The following is a 16,604-nucleotide window of genomic DNA, read 5'->3' as shown; positions in this document are numbered from 1 at the left end:
CCCACCCCCGCTCCACCCCCACTCACCACCCCCCGTGCCAAAGCCCCGGCTCTCCCGGCCTTCCCCGGGGGGCCGCCACCCCGACCTTGAGCACCCACCAGCCGCCGCCGTGCGCGAGATGCGACTGGCCGGTGCCCAAGGTCGCCCCGGGGGCTTCGACACCCCAGCCCTTCCTGGGTTCCGGCCCCTCGACCTTGAGCACCCACCAGCCGCCGCCGTGCGCGAGATGCGACTGGCCGGTGCCCAAGGTCGCCGCCGGCGCTTCGACACCCCAGCCCTTCCTGGGTCCCGGCCCCTCGACCTTGAGCACCCACCAGCCGCCGCCGTGCGCGAGATCCGGCTGGCCGGTGCCCAAGGTCGCTCCCGGCCGACGCGGCCCCGACCTTGAGCACCCGCCAGGTGTCGCCCGGCCCGAAACATGACCAGCTGGTGCCCAAGGTCGCGCGCCCACCGTGCGCGCCCCGACGGTGAGCACCCACTAGCGACCCGCCCGGCGCGAAAATGCGACTGGCCCGTGCCCAAGGTCCTCCCGGAACCGTCGCAGTCAGGGCGCTGATAGTGGGTCAGTGCACCACTAGTCGGTGACGGCCAACCATCGGTCGTCGGACCCGCCATCGGCCGGTCCGAGCCGGCAGTCGTGGCGCCCTCCGGTAGCCGTCGAGCCGCTCCCGGGCCTTCGCGTTCACTTCCAGGATCGTTGCGTCCATTCGGGGTGGAGGAGGGACCAGACCTGGAGGTCGTGGATTTCGCCGTGGTACGGGAAGGTCTGCCGTAGCGTGCCTTCGAGTGTCACGCCGAGGCGTTGGGCGATGGCGATGCTGCGGGTGTTGGTGGGGACGCAACGCCATTCGACGCGGGTCAGGCCTCGGGTGCCCAGGGCCCAGTCGATCAGGTGTTGTGCCGAGCGGGTGATCAGGCCGTGGCCTTCGGCGTGTGCGGCGAGCCAGACGCCGATCTCGCAGCTGCCCCACCTCACCTCGAAGGTGCGGAACAGCAGGCCGCCGACCAGTTCGCCGTCCAGCCAGATGCCGTAGATGCGACCCTCGTCGTTGGTCTGGCGCTGGGCGTACCGCTGGAGGAAGTTCCGCGCCTGCTCCTCGTCGGTGATCAGCTCGGCCCAGGGGATGTACGGCTCGATGTTGGCTCGCGCCTTGTCCACATGCGCGAGGAACTCGGCCGCCTGCCACGGCTCCAGCGGCCTCAGCTCGGCTCGATCGGTGATCTTGGTGGCGAACATCAACGTCCCTCCCTGACAAACGCACGCAGCGACTACACGGGCAGCGAGTACGCAGGTGGCAACAAATACACGGAAAAAGTACATAACGAACGTTCGGTACGTACTATAGACCCATGCCTGCGAAGACGGATCATGAAGCCAGGCGGCGCGATGTCTCGGCCGCGGTCTGGAAGGTATTGGCGGCTGATGGGTTCAGCGGCCTCACGTTGCGGGCGGTCGCGGCCGAGATGGGGGTGTCCACCGGGCTGGTGATGCACTACTTCCCGTCGAAGCACGCGTTGATCGTTCACGCGCTGGAGGTGGCTGAGGAGCGTACCCGCGCGCTCATCCCTGAGGTGGCCGATCTTCGGACAGCGCTGGCGGCCGCGCTGCCGGTCAGCCCGGAGGCGATCGAGATCAACCGGGTTTGGGTCAGCTCGTGGGACGTCGCACTTGCCGAACCGGAGCTGGGTGCGCTCGAACAAGCTCGGTACCGCCGGTGGCGTGCTCGCCTGCGGCCGTTGGTGATCGAGGCGCAGACGACCGGGGATCTGCCGACGGGGGACCCGAGCGATCTGGTCGCTGGTCTGGCTGCCTTCACTCACGGACTGGTCGTCCAGGCGCTGTTCGATCCGCGGACCTTCGGGCGGAAGCGTCTGTTGCACCTGCTCGATGCGCACCTCAGCGCGTTGCGGCCGCCTGACGGGCGGCCAGGAACCATCGCACCGCGGGTCCAGAAGCCGAGGGCCGGGGCCAGCCGTTGATCACCGCCAGCAGTTCGAAGTAGCGGTCGCGGCGGGGATCGGCCGCCCGCTCGAGATGGGCATCCGGGGCGGCGGCTTGGTGGTTGAGGGTTTGGATGAGGTGGGCGGCTTCGTCGGAGGTTGGGTCGAGGCCGGCGGCGAGGGCTGGTGCCAGTTGGTCGCGGAGGATGGCGATCGGGTCTGGTCGTGGTGGTGCCTGGCCCGGTTGGGTGGCGACCTGGGTGAGGGCGAGCTGGCGGAGGAGGTCGCGGAACTCTGGGTCCTGGCTGAGCGTCGCCAGCTCCAGCCAGGCGTCCAGCTGCTCGGAGGTCGGGTCGTCCGGCAGCTCCGGGTTCATCGTCCGGCGGACGGCCGCCAAAGTAGGCGGCACCCCGCTCGTGCCGCCGCCGTTGGCGGCCCGCTCACCGCCCTCGCCACTGCGGTCGGCGGGGGAGAGGTCGCTGCGGTCGGTCGGCGGTGGCTCGTTGAAGACGGCGGTGAGGAAGTTGTTGATCAGGGACTGGCGTTCGGAGTCGGAGAGGCGGGCCAGGCGGTGTAGCGATTCGAGGTGCGCTGGGCCGCGGTCGGCTGGCGTCTCGCGGTTGTCCGCTGCGCTGCGGGCGATCGCGGCACGGACGACCGCGCGGCGCGTGCGTAGTACGCGGAGTTGGGTGTCGAGGGCAGAGGCGTGGGTGACCAGTACGTCGGGCAGTGAGATCCCCGATGCCAGGACGTGCTGGATCGTGGTCAGGTCGAGGCCTAGATCGCGCAGGGTCCGGACCAGTTCGAGTCGGGCGAGTGCCGAGGCGTCGTACCGGCGGTAGCCGCGGGGTGTGCGGTCAGTGGGCGGTACGACGCCTCGGTCCGAGTAGAAGCGGATCGTCTTCACGGACAGGCCGGTGAGCTCGGCCAGTTCCCCGATCGAGTAGGTCATGACGTCCACCATGCCGTCTCCAGCTGGTGGAGACACAACCTCGGTCGCCAACCCACCCCAGCTCTCACGAGGTCTGGCGATCCACGTCGTTAGACGGTGAGCCGACGGCGTTCCGCGTGACCTGCTTGTCGGTCAGGTGAGTGAGGTGGCCCTCGTCGAAGTATCTCGACAGGTGTATGCGCAGCCTTCCCACCGACGAGACTCGCCAGTCGCTGCTGTCGGGGACCTGCGCGAGTGGCACTTGTGCGAAGCGGGTGAGGCGCCGGCGCCGGCTGGCGTCGACTGGACGGTGCAGCTCGACGTAGCCGCCGTCCGCTTGCCGGATGATCTGCCCAGTCTCGATCCCGTGCTCGATGATCTCCTGGTCCCGTCCCTGCAGCGCAATGCAGATCTGCCGGGTGAGGACGAATGCGACAGGCGGACCCGCGATCAAGAGCACCTGGAACACCCGCAGCAGCGAATTGACCGAGAGGCCGAACTGTATGGCCATGGTGTCGGCGCCCGCCGCGGCCCACAGCACGCCGTAGAAGAGGACGCCTGCGACACCGATGCCGGTTCGGGTCGGGTTGTTGCGAGGCCTTTCGAGCAGGTGGTGATCGGAGGAGTCACCGGTGACCCAGCTCTCGATGAACGGGTAGACGGCGACCAGCACGAGGTACAGCGTGCAGACCGCGACCGGTATCAGGACGGCCAGGGTCATTGTCTTGCCCCACCAAACGACTTCCCATCCTGGTGCGAGCCGAAGGGCACCGTCCAGGAATGCGAGGTACCACGCTGGGCCGACGCCGGCCGAGGTGTTCGCCGGATCGGCCGGGCCGTACATCCATACCGGGTTGATCGTCGCCGTGGCGGCCATCACCAACTCGAGGCCGGCCACGAAGCAGAACAGGCCAACGCTCTTGACCGCTGCCACAGCCACCGGACGGCCCACCACGTTGTCGTCCGTACGCCCGGGCCCGGCGTGCTGGGCGGGTTTGTGCTTGAGCGCGAGGACGGCGCCGGCCACGAAGAGCAGAACGAGTACGGCGGGCAGAACTATCACGTGCAACGGGTAGAACCGCGAGATCACGTCACCGGGGAAATCCCCTCCGAACAGGAGGGCGGAAAGAGCAGTACCGACGACTGGAGTCGCCTGCAGGACGCCGTCGAGCACGGCGAGGCTGGTGCCTGACGCCATGTCGTCCGCAAGCGAGGTTCCGGTGAGGGCTGCGGCCAGTGTGACCAGAAGCAGCCCGAAGACGACCAGCCAGCTCAGCCGCCGTGGCCGACGGAACGCGCCGGTGAAGAACAGCCGCAGTAGGTGCAGCAGGATCGCCGCCACCATGATCAGCGTGCCCCAGTGATGGACCTGGCGCATCAGCAGGCCGCCCGGTACCTCGAACGTGATCCCCAGCGTCGAGTCCAGTGCCCGCGACATCGGGGCGCCACGAAGCGGTGCGTACGGGCCGTCATAGACGACCTGCTCGGTCGACGGGTCATAGAAGACCGTCAGGAACACGCCGCTGAGCACCACCACCACGAAGCTGTAGAAAGCGATCTGGCCGAACAGCAACGACCAGTGGTCGGGAAACACCCTCCCGCGAAGTTTGCTCCAGGGGCCGCGCATCGATCAGCCCTCCCTCACCGTGTCCACGACGACCGCGAAGTGCGGTCACCAGTACGACCCCGGAGCAGCTCGATATGTGACGTCCCGTGAGTGGGATCACAACCAAGCCGAGCTGCTCACGTTGGGTGAGGGAACGAGCGGGCTCAGCCGACCAAGTCGTTGACCGATCGCAACACCGGTACGCCGAGGGGCCCGTCCGGCGTGCTCGCCGCCGTCACGCGGAAGGTGTGCGACTCGCCCGCGGACAAGGTGATCAGGCAGCTGTCCACCCGCGCCGCCGGGTCCAGCCGATCCGGGAACAGCGCGAGGTCCTTCGCCAGCGCCGAGGCCGTCACGGTCACGTCGTACCCATCGTCACTAACAGAGACCAACGCGGTATATGCATCACGGAGGAGCCGCAGCGAGGTGTCTTCGACGAAGTACCAGTACGTCGACGAACCGTCGTCCGCGCGGACCTCGACGTACTCCGCGGCCGGGTCAGAGGACGCCGCCACCGACGCCGGCAACGAGTTCAACACCGCCGACCGCGGTTCGACCTCCAACGCGAACGTCTCCTGCGCCAGCACCTCACCTCCGGCCTCAGTACTACGCCGGGAAACAGTCACCGAAGTCGACCACACCGAGTCCGTATCGTTGTGGGCGGCAACCACTGGCCCGTCCTCCCGCGATTGCACGGTCAGCAGCCGATCGGCGTACACGCGCTGCAAGGCGAACCACAATGGCTTGCGGATCCCGTGACCGTCCACGGCAGCCCAGGAGATCACCGGCCAGTTGTCGTTCAGCTGCCAGACGACCGCGCCCATGTTCAACGGGAAGAGACTGCGGAAGTGTTCGATGCCATAGGCAACAGCCCGCGCCTGGTTCAGCTGCGTGATCCAGTGCCAATCATTGATGGTCTTCCACAGCGGCAGGTGATCGCCGAGACCGCGCTGCAGCTTGAGGTTGCCCTCGTGAGCCTTCTGGTGCACGAGCATCTGCTGGCCATACGGATCCAGCGGCTCGTCGTGCACGACGGACGTCAGCGTCGACCAGGCCGGCGGTCCCTGGAACCCGAACTCCGAGGCGAACCGCGGCTTGTACTTGCCGTACGTCGTGTAGTCCACCTGGTTCCACACGTCCCAGATGTGCATGGTGCCGTTGCGCTCGTCGTTCGGGTGGATGAACTGGTCGAACGAGTACGGACTGCCCGGCGAGTACGGCGTCCGCGGGTCCAGTTCGGCCATTATCGCCGGGAGGAGGTCGAAGTAGTACCCCTGACCCCAGGCCCGCCCGGCCAGCGGGACCCGCCAGCCCCACTCGACGTATCCCCAGATGTTCTCGTTGTTGCCGTTCCACACCGCCAAGCTGGCGTGTTGGCTCAGCCGCGTCACCGCCTGCCGCGCTTCAGCCTCCACCTCGCCACGCATCGAAGCGTCCTCGGAGTACGCCGCGCACGCGAACAGGAAGTCCTGCCACACCAAGATGCCGAGCTCAGAGCACAAGTCGTAGAAGTCGTCGCTCTCGTAGATGCCGCCGCCCCAGACCCGGAGCAGGTTCATCCGCGCGTCCACCGCGTCCCGGATGCTCTGCTCGTACGTCGTCCGGTCGAGCCGGGTCACGAACGCGTCGTCGGGGATCCAGTTCGCTCCGCGCACGTAGATCGGCTTGTCGTTGACCAGGATGACGAACGGGCTGCCGCTCTGGTCCGGCGCCACCTCGATCCGCACAGTCCGGAACCCGACCCGCCCCGACCACTCGTCGGACTGCGTTCCCGCCCGCAGCGCCACAGCCACGTCGTACAAGGGCTGCTCGCCGTGACCGCGCGGCCACCAGCGGTCGACCGAGTCGATGGTCGAGGTGATGCCAGCCTCGGCGGTCCCGGCCGGCACGGTCATCTCGGTGGTGGTGCCGCCGACCTCGACGGTGATCGTCGCGTCCTCGGTGAACCCGTCCGCCCACGCGAGGGCGACGCGAGTGTCCAGTACGCCGCGGTCGCGGTCCAGCCCGGCCAGCGGGCGAACCGACTCGATCCGCACGCCTGTCCATGACTCGATCCGGATCGGCCGCCAGATCCCGACGGTCGCGACATCCGGTCCCCAGTCCCAGCCGAAGTTGCTCGCCATCTTCCGGAGCGCGTTGTACGGGTGGTGGTTGGTGTGTGGCCACTCTCCGTGCCGCTCGACCTCCGAGCGGGCAGCGGTCACCGGTCCGGCGAACTCGATCACCAGTTCGTTGCGCTCGGCAACAAGGACTCCGGTGACGTCGAACCGGTACGAGCGGTGCTGGTTCGCGGTCCGGCCGAGCTCGGTGCCGTTCATCGTGACGGTCGCGACCGTGTCCAGGCCGTCGGCGACGAGCTCCTGGACGGCGTGACCGTCGGACTCCCAGTCGAACACGGTCCGGTAGCTCCAGCTGGTCTCACCGATCCAGGCCAGCCGGCCCTCGTTGTCCCCGTCGAACGGATCCGGGATGAGGCCGGCCGCGAGCAGGTCTGTGTGCACCTCGCCAGGAACGTTGGCGGCGACCGGTGCGGCGAGCAGGGCGCTGTGCTGGTCAGGCACGGCGCCGTCGACCGCCCGAACGGTCCAGGAGGCGCCGCCTGCGGTGGTCAGTGGAACTGCGTTCAGGGAGCTCATCGATCTCGTTTCACGAACCGGCTCAGTTGGCCGACAACAAAGGGGAGCGGACAACGCCCGCTCGAAGTACCCACTGCACCGCGAGCTGGATCCCCGGCGAACGCCCGCCGGGGATCCAGGTCGCTCGGTGCTTCAGAGAGTGGACGCCTGTACGTCCCAGTCGTCCGGCAGGATCGCCGGGACCTCGACCGTGCTGGTCACCTCGACGAATGCGCCGCTGTCGATCGAGTCGGTGATGGAGGCCATCACGTCGACGACGTGGAACGCGAGCGCACCGGTGGCCCGGTGCGGCTGGTCGGCCCGGATCGCCCGAGCCATGTCCAGTACGCCGGTACCGCGCTCGGCGATCGCCTTGGTCTCGGCGACGGTCTCCCAATCGTCGGCACCACGGCGGCGGATCTTGATCTCACCGTCGAACCCGTTCGGGTCGGGCAGCGCGAGTGTCGCGTCGGCGCCGGTGATCTCGACGAATCCGGCCCGCGGCAGGGGCGAGTCGAAGCTGAAGATGCTCTGCGACGACTGACCCGACTCGAACTTCATGATCGCGCTGACATGCGTCGGCACGGTCACGTCGAAGTCGGTCCCGGCCAGCGGACCGGATCCGATCGTGCGCTTCTCCCGCGACTTCGAACCGATCCCGGCGACCGCCGCGACCGGGCCGAACGTCTGCACCAGCGTGGTCAGGTAGTAGGGGCCGATGTCGAACAGCGGGCCGGCGCCCTCCTGGAACAGGAACGCCGGGTTCGGGTGCCAGGACTCCGGGCCGGGCGACTGCATCAGCGTCAATGCCGTCAGCGGCTGACCGATGTCGCCCTTCTCGATGATCCGGCGGGCGGTCTGCAGACCCGGGCCGAGGAACGTGTCCGGCGCGCAACCCAGCCGCAGCCCCGCATCCTGCGCGGTGGCCAGCAACTTGAGCCCGCTCTCCTGGTCGAGCGAGAACGGCTTCTCGCTCCACACGTGCTTGCCCGCGGCGATCGCGGCCAGCGCCACCTCGACGTGGGCGATCGGGATGGTCAGGTTGACCACGATCTCCACGTCCGGATGGCCGAGGACGACGTCGGGACCGCCGTGGGTCTCGATCCCGAACTGGCCGGCCTTGTCCTTCGCGACCTCCGGCCGCAGATCGCCGATCGCGACGACCTTCAGGTCCGGGAAGCTCTGCATGCTCTTGATGTAGGCGTCCGAGATCACCCCGGCGCCGATCACGCCGACGCCGACGGCCGTCATGCGATCTCCTGGCCGGCCAGGTAGCGGAAGCTGCCCTCGACGGCGTCGAAGATCTCGCCGCTGAAGTCGTCCAGCTCGACCACCCGGAGCGTGCCCGGCGAGGCGGCCAGGATGTCGAGCACCGCGATGGTGCCGTCGCCGACGCCCACCTGGGCCTTGTTGTCCAGGGTGCCGTCGCCGTCCTTGACGTGCAGCGCCTTCACCCGGTCACCAAGCCGGCCGAGCAGCGCTGGTACGTCGGCGCCGCCGACCGCGGCCCAGTACGTGTCCACCTCGAGGATCACCTCGTCGGACAGGTTGTCGGCCAGGATCTCCAGGCCGTGCACCCCGTCGATCACCGACTCCAGCTCGAAGTGGTGGTTGTGGTAGCCGACCGTGATGCCGTGGTCCGCTGCCTCCACGGCGGCCTTGTTCAGCGCCTCTGCCGTCGCCTTGATGTCGTCCGCCGACTGCCAGCGCGCCGGGTCGACGTACGGGTCGATGACGATGCCGATGCCGAGCTTCCTGGCCACCTCGAAGGTGGGGCTCAGGCTCTCCTCGCGGAGCAGGCCGGCGTGCGTACTGGGCGCCGACAGGCCGTACTTGGGCAGCGCCTCGGCCAGGGCGTCCGCCATCCCGACCACGCCGAACGGCTCCACCTTGGTGTAGCCGATCTCCGCGATCCGGGCCAGCGTGGCGTCGAAGTCCGCTTCCAGCTTGGTCCGCACCGTGTAGAGCTGGAGGGACAGGTTGTCCACTGCGACCATGTTTTTCTCTCCTCGTCCGGCGCACTCCCGCTGCCCTGGCGCACGCCCCTGTGACTTGGTTAACCGAACCGGTTAAGTACCGCGCCGAGCCTATCCCAGTTCCGCCCACCCCGACCAGACCCGATTCACCAGGTGGGCTGTGATCAAATCGGTTGCGTAGGGTGAGGGAGAGCGGTTACCTGCAGACACTGTGTAGGGGATGGCCGCACAATGAGGGCCAACCAGATGCAGAGTGGTCCGGGCCGCCCGGGGTGAGGAGGCTGTTGTGGCCAGAGTGACCATCAAGGAGATCGCCCGGCGGGCCGGGGTCTCCAAGGGGGCTGTGTCGTACGCGCTGAACAATCAGCCGGGCGTCTCCGAGGCGACCCGGGCGCGGGTGCTGAAGGTGGCCGAGGAGCTGGAGTGGGTGCCCAACCGGGCTGCCCGCCAGTTGTCGGCCGCGCGGAGTGAGACCTTCGGCCTGGTGCTGGCCAGGTCCGCGAAGACGCTCAGCGAGGAGCCGTTCTACATGGGCTTCGTCGGCGGGGTGGAGGAGGTGCTGGGGGAGAAGTCGTACGCGCTCGCCCTGCAGGTCGTACCGGATATCGCCGAGGAGATGGCGACGTACCGCAAGTGGGCCGCGGAGCGCCGGGTGGACGGTGTGATCGTGGTCGACATACGGGTCGACGATCCGCGGATTCCACTGCTGCGCAAGGTCGGGCTGCCCGCGGTGCTGGTCGGCGATCCGTCGCTGGCCGACGGGATGACATGTGTCTGGACCGATGCCACGTCCGCGATGAACGCCGCGCTGGACCATGTCGCGTCGCTCGGGCACCGGCTGGTCGGACGGGTGGCCGGACCGTCCGATCATGGTCATGTCTGGATCCGGGACCAGGCCTTCAATTCGGCGAGCGAGCGGCTCGGGCTCGAAACCCGCGTCGTGCATACCGACTTCTCCGGCGAGTCGGGAGCGGCGGCGACCCGGAAGCTGATGACCGAGGGAGTTCGGCCGACTGCAGTCGTGTACGACAACGACCTGATGGCGATCGCGGGGCTGTCGGTGGTGAACGGTCTCGGGCTGAAGGCGCCGGATGACGTGACGCTGGTGGCCTGGGACGACTCGACGCTGTGCCGGCTGACCCACCCGACGCTGACCGCGATGAGCCACAACATAGTTGCCTACGGCAGCGAAGTCGCGCATCGCCTGTTCGACCTGCTCGAAGGCGCGCGTCCCGAAGCGCACCTGTACTCGACACCTCAGTTGGTCGTCCGGGAGAGCTCCGGCCCGCCGCCGGCTAGCTGACCGCGGTCACCTTCACCGGGACGCCGTTGAGGGCTGCCGTGCCCGCGGCGGCGTCGATCAGGTCGGGGTCGGTGACGTCGTTCGCGCTGGCCCCGGCGACCTTGTTCGCAACGGTGAGCCGTACGCCGGGACGGCCGTGGCCGAAGCCGTGCGGCAGGCTGACCACACCCGGCATCATGTCGTTGCTAGAGGCAACTTCAACGGAGACCGATCCGGCCGCCGAGGTGATCTCGACCAGCTGCCCGTCGACCAGTTGGCGACAGGCGAGATCCTCCGGGTTCATCAGCAGCTGATGCCTCGGCTTGCCCTTCACCAGCCGGGCCGAGTTGTGCATCCAGGAGTTGTTGTTGCGCAGATGCCGCCGCCCGATCAGCAGCAGGTCGTCTCCGTTGCCCAGTACAACCAACGACTCGCGCAGCCGGGGCAGATCGTCGAGAATCATCTGCTGGGCAAGATCGATCCGCTTGTCCTTCGTGTGGAGCGCCTGCGGCAGGGCCGGCTGCAACGGCCCGAGATCCACCCCGCCCGGGGATCGGCGCAGCTTGCCCACCGACAACCGATACGGCCCGGATCGCAGCCCGAGGTCCACGAGTCGCTTCGGCGACAACCGCAACCTTGCCGACATGGTCAGCTTCCGCCGGCTCAGCGGAGTACGGCGCAACACCGCCAGCCCGAGATCGCGGAAGATCTCCCAGTCGTGCCGGGAGTCCGCCGGGCGGCGTAGTACGGCGTCGTTCCAGCGGGCGGTGTTCCGGACGGCGAGCTGGTGGAAGATCACGTCGTAGTGGTCGCGTTCGAGCGGGGGAGTCGGCGGCAGGATCACATCCGCGTGCCGGGTGGTCTCGTTGATGTACGGATCGACGGAGACCATGAAGTCGAGGGTGCCGAGGGCTTCGTCGAGTTTGCGGCCGTTCGGCGTCGACAGCACCGGATTGCCCGCGATCGTGAGCATCGCGTGGATCTGCCCGTCGCCCGGCGTCAGGATCTCCTCGGCCATCGCGGACGCGGGCAGCTCGCCACCGAACTCAGGCAGCCCGCGCACCCGGCTCTGCCAGACGCCGATGTGACCGCGACCGAGGAACCGCAACGTCTCGACGGCCGGCCGCGGGATCATCGCGCCACCCGGCCGGTCGAGGTTGCCGGTGATGATGTTGAGCACCTGGACGGCCCACTGGCAGATCGCGCCGAACTGCTGCGTCGACACTCCGTTCCGCCCGTAGCAGGCCGCCCGGTCAGCCGCGGCGAACTCGGCCGCGATCCGGCGGATCGTCTCGGCGTCGATCCCGGTCACCTCCGCCGCGCGCTCCGGCGTCCACTCCGCGACCGCCTCGGTGACGGCTTCCAGCCCGTCCACGTACTGCGCGGGCGCGGCGCGCCCGTCGGCGATCACCTGGTGGATCAGGGCGAGCAGGAACGCCGCATCCGTCCCCGGCCGGACGAAGTGATGCTCGTCCGCGACCGCAGCCGTCTCGGTCCGGCGTGGGTCGATCACGACCACCTTGCCGCCGCGGTTGCGCAGTTCCTTGAGCCGCCGGCCGAATCCGGGCGCGGTCATCATGCTGCCGTTCGAGGCCAGCGGGTTCGCCCCGAGCATCAGCAGGTACGACGTCCGGTCGATGTCCGCGACCGGGACCATCAACTGGTGGCCATACAGCAGGTGGCTGGCGAGCATGTGCGGGAGTTGGTCGACCGAGGTCGCGCTGAACCGGTTCCTGGTCCGGAACAGGCGGACCAGGGCAGGTCCGTGGGTGAGTGCGCCGAGACTGTGCACGTTGGGGTTGCCGAGGTAGACCGCGACCGCGTTCTTCCCGTGCTGCTGCTGGATCTCGCCGAGCCGGGACGCGACGTACTCGATGGCCTCGTCCCAGCCGAGCGGTTCCCAGCCGTCCGCGGTACGGCGTACCGGTGTCGTCAGCCGGTCGGGGTCTTCCTGGAGGTCCTTGAGCGCGACCGCTTTCGGGCAGATGTGCCCGTGGGACAGCGGATCCGACTCGTCGCCGCGGATGTCCGTCACCCGGCCGTCCTCGACGGTGACGAGCACGCCGCAGATGGCTTCACACAAGTTGCACGAGGTCCTGCGCACGGTGGCTGCCATTCAGCCAAACTACCCTTGAGTAGCCGAGCCGACCAGTCCAACCGCGGCCCTCCAACCGTGCGCCCAATCCAGTCGTGCTAATCGAAGCGGGCCTCGTCCAGCCTGCCCAGGATGGCGTCGACGGTTTCGGCCGGGGACAGGTCGGAGTTGTCCAGCCACAATCCGCGGCGCGGGCTGAACGCGTGCAGCTCGTAGTCGAGTTCGTCGACCGAGAGACCACCGAGCCGGGTCGCGATCACGTCCGGGCGCGGAGTCAGTACGACGAGGTACCGCGGCCGGCTCTCGATCGCGTCCAGGAACTCGCGCAGCAGCTCCCCGATCACGACGTCCTGCAGTACGACGGTGAACCCGGCTTGCGCATAACGGTCGGCCGCTTGGCAGGCGAGCCGGTACCGCAGCTTGAGTTGTTTCTGTGCCTCCGCCCCATCGTCCGCACCGGCCGACGCCTTGCCGCTGACGATCATCCGGCGAAACACCTCACCCCGCAGATGAACACCGTACTCGAACCGCTCGGCCAGTAATTGGGAAACGGTCGCCTTGCCCGCCGCCATGATCCCGCTGACGACGATCACCCCCTCCGACTCCATAGGGTGGATCGTGCCACGCAGGACAAGGTTTTGGTCAGCCCTGGTCCAGTGGATTGTCCGTTGTGTGCCAGATCGTCAGGGCTGCAGGGTTTCCAGGTGCGCGATGAGGATCTGGTGCACGCGGGCCGGCGTCGTACGGCCGGGTTGTACGGCGACGTGCAGGGCCAGGCCGTCGACCAATGCGTGCAGGCGTTCGGCCTCCAACTGTAGGTCGAGACCCGCGCGGAGTGTGTTGCCGTCCGACAGTGCCGTGATCAGGCTCTGGCACAGTTCGAGCAGGCCGTCCTGGACCGGGCCGAGGTGATCGCGCAGACCGCCGGCGCCGGTCTCGGTCAGGGCCTGGGCGATGAAGGACAGCCAGGTCTCGAACTCGGCTTCCCGCTCTGAATCGAGCGGGATGACCTCCTCGAGGTAGCGCAACGCGATCTCGGTCAGGGTGCCGGTCGCCTCGATCGCCTCGATCGCCCCGATCCGCTCCCGCACGCGGCGCGAGACCAGGTCCATCGCGAAGTTGAGCAGCCCTTCCTGATCGGGGAAGTAGTACCGGACCGCTCCCGGTGACCAGCCGGCTTCGGCGGCGACGGTCCGGACCGAGGCGCCGCCGATGCCGTCCCGGCGGACCACCCGCCAGAGCGCCTCGGCGATCTCCGCGCGGCGGGCTTCGTGATCGACGATCTTGGGCACCTGCTCTTTTTAGCACACCTGTGTTATCGTCGTTGTATCAACACGGTCGTACCAAATAAATCGGAGGGGAGAACGTCGTGCTGCTCGCTGTGATCGCCGCGTGTGAGGTCGGCTTCTGGGTCCTGCTCGCCGCGGGGATGGCGGCGCGCTATCTGTTCCGCCTACCCAAGGCGGGGCTGGTGCTGCTGGCCGGCGTTCCGCTGGTCGACGTCGTGATGCTGGTCGCCAGTGTGATCGACATCCGGCAGGGTGGTGAGCCCTCGTTCAAGCATTCACTGGCCGCGATCTTCATCGGCGTCAGTGTCGGCTTCGGCCACAGCACGCTGAAGTGGGCCGACGCCTGGGCGGCGCACAAGTTCGCTGGGGCGACGCAGCCGGTCAAGCCGCGCAAGGGCACCAGGGAGAAGGTGCGCAAGGAGCGTCAGGGCTGGTACCGGCACCTGCTGGCCTACGCGGTCGGCTGCGGTGTGATGGTCTCCCTCGGCTTGCTGTCCGGCAAGGGGTACGACGCTCTGCTCGGCCCGGCGTACACGTGGACGATCGTGCTGTTGATCGACGGGTTCGTGTCTTTCAGCTACGGCGTGGACACGGACGAGGAGCACAAGGAGAAAGTCACCTCGGCCTGACCGACGCGACCGATATCCCGGCCGGATCCGCCTCGGCATCGTAGATTTCGTCCATGACGAAGTCCCTGGCAGGGCGGGTCTGGTTCGGGCTCACCGCTTTGGCGGTCGTGGTCGGCGTGGTGGTGCAATGCTTTGTCACGGCGGACAGCACCGAAGGCTTCTACAAGGAGAACCCGGAGCGCGTTTTGAACGTGTTCGCCTTCTTCACCATCCAGTCCAACATCATCCTCGGCGCGACCTGTCTGGTTCTGGCGCTCGGGTCGATCCCCGAGTCGACGTGGTTCCGGACCCTCCGCCTCAACGGCGTGCTGTGCATAGCCGTGACCGGCATCGTCTACCACGTGGCGCTCGCCGATCTCGATGACCTGTCCGGCGCCGCCGCGTTCACGAATTTCGTCCTCCACACGGCAACCCCGGTGCTCGGCGTACTGGGCTGGCTGTTGTTCGGGCCGCGCGGTCGGACGGATCCGCGGGTCGTCGGGTGGACGCTCGTGTTTCCGCTGGCGTGGCTGGTGTTCACGCTGATCCGCGGTGAGGGGACCGGGTTCTACCCCTACCCGTTCGTGGATGTTCTCGAGCATGGGTATGGCAGGGTCTTGCTGAACTGTCTGCTGGTCGCGCTACTGTTCCTGGCTCTGGCGGCCGGGGCGACCGTACTCGATCGCCGGCTGCGCACAAGGACAACCGTCGAGAGGTAGAACCTTGCTGGTGACATCCCGTTCGTACGCCGAGTACGAGGCGATGTTCGATCTGACCGAGCTACCCGATTCCGTGCTGGACTGTTGTGCCGGTGGGGCTGGGTTCACCGCCGAAGCGGCCGCTCGTGGGGTGGACGCCGTCGCCGTGGATCCGACGTATGAGCTGCCGGCGAACGAACTCGTCGATACCGTACGGCGGAGTCTGCCGGCCGGATCCGCGATCGTCGACGCGCATGCGGGCAGTTTCGTCTGGCACTGGTACGGGAGTCCGGAGCGGAAGGATGAGCTGCGGATCGAGGCGGCGGATCGGTTCCTGCAGGACGTATCCGCATCCCCGGAGCGGTACGTGCCGGGGAGTCTGCCGGAGTTGCCGTTCGGGGATCAGCGGTTCGAGCTGGTGTTGTGCTCGCATCTGCTGTTCACCTGGTCGGACAAGTACGACGAGGAGTGGCACCTTGCCGCGTTGCGGGAGCTGATCCGGGTCTCGCGGTCGGAGGTGCGGGTGTTTCCGTTGGTGCAGCAGGGCGCTGGGGATCCGGTGCCGTATCTGCCCGGGCTGCTCGAGCGACTGAGCGATGAGGTGCGGGCCGAGATTCGCGAGGTGCCGTACGAGTTCCAGGCCGGTGCCAACGAGATGCTGGTCCTGACCCGGCACTGACACGTGCCCTAGCCGGTGCGGTGAGTGGTTCCTTCTCGCCGCACCGGCCGGGCGCCGGACTAGGGAGTCAGCGGAGGTACCTGCCGCAGACGGGCCAGGGCTGGGCGCCGCGCTGGGCGTACAACCTCTTCGCGCGCATCAACTGCTCGCCGGCCGACGCGTTCGCCGGGTTGCCGCTGCCGCCGACGCTGCGCCAGGTCTGCCGGTCGAACTGGAACAGCCCGTAGTAGCCGGCCGGGTTCACCGCGCGTGGGTTGCCGCCCGATTCACACTGGGCGACCTTCCGCCAGGCGGCACTCATCGACACGCTGCCGGTGGTGCGGTTCGACTCGGACCGGCTCGCGCGCTTCCGCGGCGTGGTGCGCTCGGACTTGCGCACCCGGGTCTCGGTCTTCTTCGCCTTGGTCCTGCGCTCGGACTGCCGGACGGTCGCCTTCTTCGAGCCGTCGAGCTTGAGCGTCTGGCCGATCAGGATCAGGTCCGGGTCCGCGAGGTTGTTGATCTCGGCCAGCTGGTGCCAGTCGGCCCCGTAGGCCTCGGCGATCTCGGAGAGGGTGTCGCCGGCCTTGACCGTGTAGTCGCCGGTGGCGAACGCGCCGCCTGCGCCGGCGGCGGTGATGCCGGCACCGAGGCCGGCGATGGAAAGTGTCCGGACGATCCGGCGGGTACTGCGCCGCGGCCGGGCGTGTCGAGCTTTGGACATCAGAGTTCTGCTCCTCATGAGCTGGGCATGGTGAACTTCAGCCCGGCTGATTCAGCCGCGTGCGCACTGACCCCGAGACCTCGAGGGCCGGAGTGCGCCAGGTCCCGTCGAGGTGAAGGTGGTTTGTCACCTGGGTGCGTGAGGCTCGGATCGCCGGCCGTCCTCGGTTCGGCGGCCGCAC

At 68.0% G+C, this 16,604-nt stretch carries 16 protein-coding genes; 5 read left to right on the top strand and 11 right to left on the bottom strand.

Annotated features, from left to right (window positions below; translation table 11 throughout):
• Positions 1-22 precede the first annotated feature (22 nt).
• Positions 23-355 carry a hypothetical protein gene (locus EV643_RS00490; RefSeq protein WP_133797926.1) on the bottom strand — a complete coding sequence of 111 codons (333 nt, stop codon included), beginning with the start codon at positions 353-355 and terminating at the stop codon, positions 23-25.
• A 327-nt stretch (positions 356-682) separates the two neighbouring features.
• Entirely contained in the window at positions 683-1,237 is a 555-nt protein-coding gene (locus EV643_RS00485; RefSeq protein WP_133797925.1) for a GNAT family N-acetyltransferase, read from the bottom strand.
• A gap of 113 nt (positions 1,238-1,350) precedes the next feature.
• Here EV643_RS00485 and EV643_RS00480 point away from each other — a divergent pair, with 113 nt between their 5' ends.
• Entirely contained in the window at positions 1,351-1,980 is a 630-nt protein-coding gene (locus EV643_RS00480; RefSeq protein ID WP_133797924.1) for a TetR/AcrR family transcriptional regulator, read from the top strand.
• Here EV643_RS00480 and EV643_RS00475 read toward each other — a convergent pair.
• The 5 genes from EV643_RS00475 to EV643_RS00455 form a co-directional block, all read right to left on the bottom strand.
• Positions 1,898-2,905: a MerR family transcriptional regulator gene (locus tag EV643_RS00475; protein WP_133797923.1), complete on the bottom strand. Its 1,008-nt coding sequence runs from the start codon at positions 2,903-2,905 to the stop codon at positions 1,898-1,900. The genes EV643_RS00480 and EV643_RS00475 overlap by 83 nt on opposite strands.
• Before the next feature lie 52 nt (positions 2,906-2,957).
• Positions 2,958-4,499 carry a cytochrome bc1 complex cytochrome b subunit gene (gene qcrB, locus EV643_RS00470; RefSeq protein ID WP_133797922.1) on the bottom strand — a complete coding sequence of 514 codons (1,542 nt, stop codon included), beginning with the start codon at positions 4,497-4,499 and terminating at the stop codon, positions 2,958-2,960.
• 143 nt (positions 4,500-4,642) lie between these two features.
• Complete coding sequence (locus tag EV643_RS00465) at positions 4,643-7,114, bottom strand: glycoside hydrolase family 2 protein (RefSeq protein WP_133797921.1); 2,472 nt, start codon at positions 7,112-7,114, stop codon at positions 4,643-4,645.
• A gap of 132 nt (positions 7,115-7,246) precedes the next feature.
• On the bottom strand, positions 7,247-8,344 hold the full coding sequence (locus EV643_RS00460; RefSeq protein WP_133797920.1) for a Gfo/Idh/MocA family protein: 1,098 nt from the start codon (positions 8,342-8,344) through the stop codon (positions 7,247-7,249).
• A complete protein-coding gene (locus EV643_RS00455; RefSeq protein WP_133797919.1) occupies positions 8,341-9,090 on the bottom strand; it encodes a sugar phosphate isomerase/epimerase family protein in 750 nt (249 codons plus the stop codon). The genes EV643_RS00460 and EV643_RS00455 overlap by 4 nt, the downstream gene beginning before the upstream one ends.
• A 265-nt stretch (positions 9,091-9,355) precedes the next feature.
• On the opposite strand from EV643_RS00455, the gene EV643_RS00450 reads away from it, so the two are divergent.
• Positions 9,356-10,372, top strand: a complete 1,017-nt coding sequence (locus tag EV643_RS00450; protein ID WP_133797918.1) for a LacI family DNA-binding transcriptional regulator — start codon at positions 9,356-9,358, stop codon at positions 10,370-10,372.
• Here the strand turns inward: EV643_RS00450 and EV643_RS00445 are convergent.
• The 3 genes from EV643_RS00445 to EV643_RS00435 form a co-directional block, all read right to left on the bottom strand.
• Positions 10,365-12,467 (bottom strand): molybdopterin-dependent oxidoreductase, encoded by a 2,103-nt coding sequence (locus tag EV643_RS00445; RefSeq protein WP_133797917.1) that lies wholly within the window; start codon positions 12,465-12,467, stop codon positions 10,365-10,367. The two genes, EV643_RS00450 and EV643_RS00445, sit on opposite strands and share 8 nt — an antisense overlap.
• A gap of 77 nt (positions 12,468-12,544) precedes the next feature.
• Positions 12,545-13,054 (bottom strand): AAA family ATPase, encoded by a 510-nt coding sequence (locus EV643_RS00440; protein WP_133797916.1) that lies wholly within the window; start codon positions 13,052-13,054, stop codon positions 12,545-12,547.
• A gap of 75 nt (positions 13,055-13,129) precedes the next feature.
• Positions 13,130-13,738, bottom strand: a complete 609-nt coding sequence (locus EV643_RS00435) for a TetR/AcrR family transcriptional regulator (protein WP_133797915.1) — start codon at positions 13,736-13,738, stop codon at positions 13,130-13,132.
• Positions 13,739-13,815: 77 nt separating this feature from the next.
• Between EV643_RS00435 and EV643_RS00430 the strand changes: the two genes are divergently transcribed.
• From EV643_RS00430 to EV643_RS00420, 3 genes are read left to right on the top strand one after another with little or no spacing between them, the layout of a single operon-like run.
• The gene (locus EV643_RS00430; RefSeq protein WP_133797914.1) at positions 13,816-14,364 is read left to right on the top strand and encodes a 2TM domain-containing protein; all 549 of its coding nucleotides are present in this window, start codon (positions 13,816-13,818) and stop codon (positions 14,362-14,364) included.
• Positions 14,365-14,417: 53 nt separating this feature from the next.
• Complete coding sequence (locus tag EV643_RS00425) at positions 14,418-15,062, top strand: Pr6Pr family membrane protein (protein ID WP_133797913.1); 645 nt, start codon at positions 14,418-14,420, stop codon at positions 15,060-15,062.
• A gap of 10 nt (positions 15,063-15,072) precedes the next feature.
• The gene (locus EV643_RS00420) at positions 15,073-15,720 is read left to right on the top strand and encodes a class I SAM-dependent methyltransferase (RefSeq protein WP_238165254.1); all 648 of its coding nucleotides are present in this window, start codon (positions 15,073-15,075) and stop codon (positions 15,718-15,720) included.
• 67 nt (positions 15,721-15,787) lie between these two features.
• Here EV643_RS00420 and EV643_RS00415 read toward each other — a convergent pair whose 3' ends face one another.
• Positions 15,788-16,423 (bottom strand): transglycosylase family protein, encoded by a 636-nt coding sequence (locus tag EV643_RS00415; RefSeq protein WP_133797911.1) that lies wholly within the window; start codon positions 16,421-16,423, stop codon positions 15,788-15,790.
• Positions 16,424-16,604 lie beyond the last annotated feature (181 nt).

This window comes from Kribbella caucasensis (assembly GCF_004361855.1).
Classification (GTDB): domain Bacteria; phylum Actinomycetota; class Actinomycetes; order Propionibacteriales; family Kribbellaceae; genus Kribbella; species Kribbella caucasensis.
Note: the sequence above shows the minus strand (reverse complement) of the source record. Positions and strands in the feature narration are given on the sequence as shown.